This is a genomic window from bacterium (genome assembly GCA_017744355.1).
Lineage (GTDB): Bacteria > Cyanobacteriota > Sericytochromatia > S15B-MN24 > UBA4093 > JAGIBK01.
On sequence record JAGIBK010000034.1, the window covers coordinates 1 to 746 of the forward strand.

The 746-nt window shown below is 64.2% G+C and carries 1 protein-coding gene; it reads right to left on the reverse strand.

Annotation, left to right across the window (positions count from 1 at the left end; all coding sequences use genetic code 11):
• Window positions 1–746 (reverse strand): right-handed parallel beta-helix repeat-containing protein (locus J7643_20040; GenBank protein ID MBO9542882.1); only part of this gene is annotated, 746 nt, incomplete at both ends.

Consider the following 746-nt stretch of genomic DNA (forward strand, 5'->3'; position numbering starts at 1 on the left):
CGAGTAGCGGACGTCCTCCGAGGAGACGCCGATGCCCGCCTTCACGTTGTTGTAGGCCCGGTTGCGGTGGATCCGCACGTAGGAGGCGCCGTCCACGAAGATGCCGACCGAGTTGTTGTACACCGTGTTGTCCACCACCTCGCCGTGCTTGGCGCCCAGCCAGATGTCGATGCCCTCCTTCTTGTTGTCGTGGATCTTGTTGCCGCTCACCGTGAAGCCGTCGGCGACCAGGCTGACCACCTGGCCGTCGCCGTAGATCGTCGCGTGGTGGATGTCGTTGCCGCGGATGACCGCGTTCCTGATCATCTTGCCGTTGTTGTAGCCCGTCTGGCGGCTGGTCTCGGTGCTGATGGCGTGCCACTGGATCTGGGCGATCTCGCAGGAGTCGACCGTCAGGTTGTCGTGGTTCAGCAGCACCCCGGTGTTGTTGGAGTTGACGATCTTGAGGCCCTTGAGCTTGACGTAGGGGTGCCGAAGCTCGACGAGGCCCTGGTTCTGGTTGCTGTGGACCTTCCAGCCCAGCTTGGACCCGTCGATCACCGCCGTGCCGTTGTAGCTCTGGAAGACGATCTCCTGGCCTGCACTACCGCCGACCTTGGTCACGAGCTGCTCGTAGTAGGTGCCCCCGGCGATCATGACGGTGGTGCCGGCCTTCGCCTTGGCGGCGGCCGCCGCCAGGGTCTTCAGAGGAGCGCTCGACGAGGTTCCGGCGTTGGAGTCGTTGCCCGAGGTGGACACGTACAGCG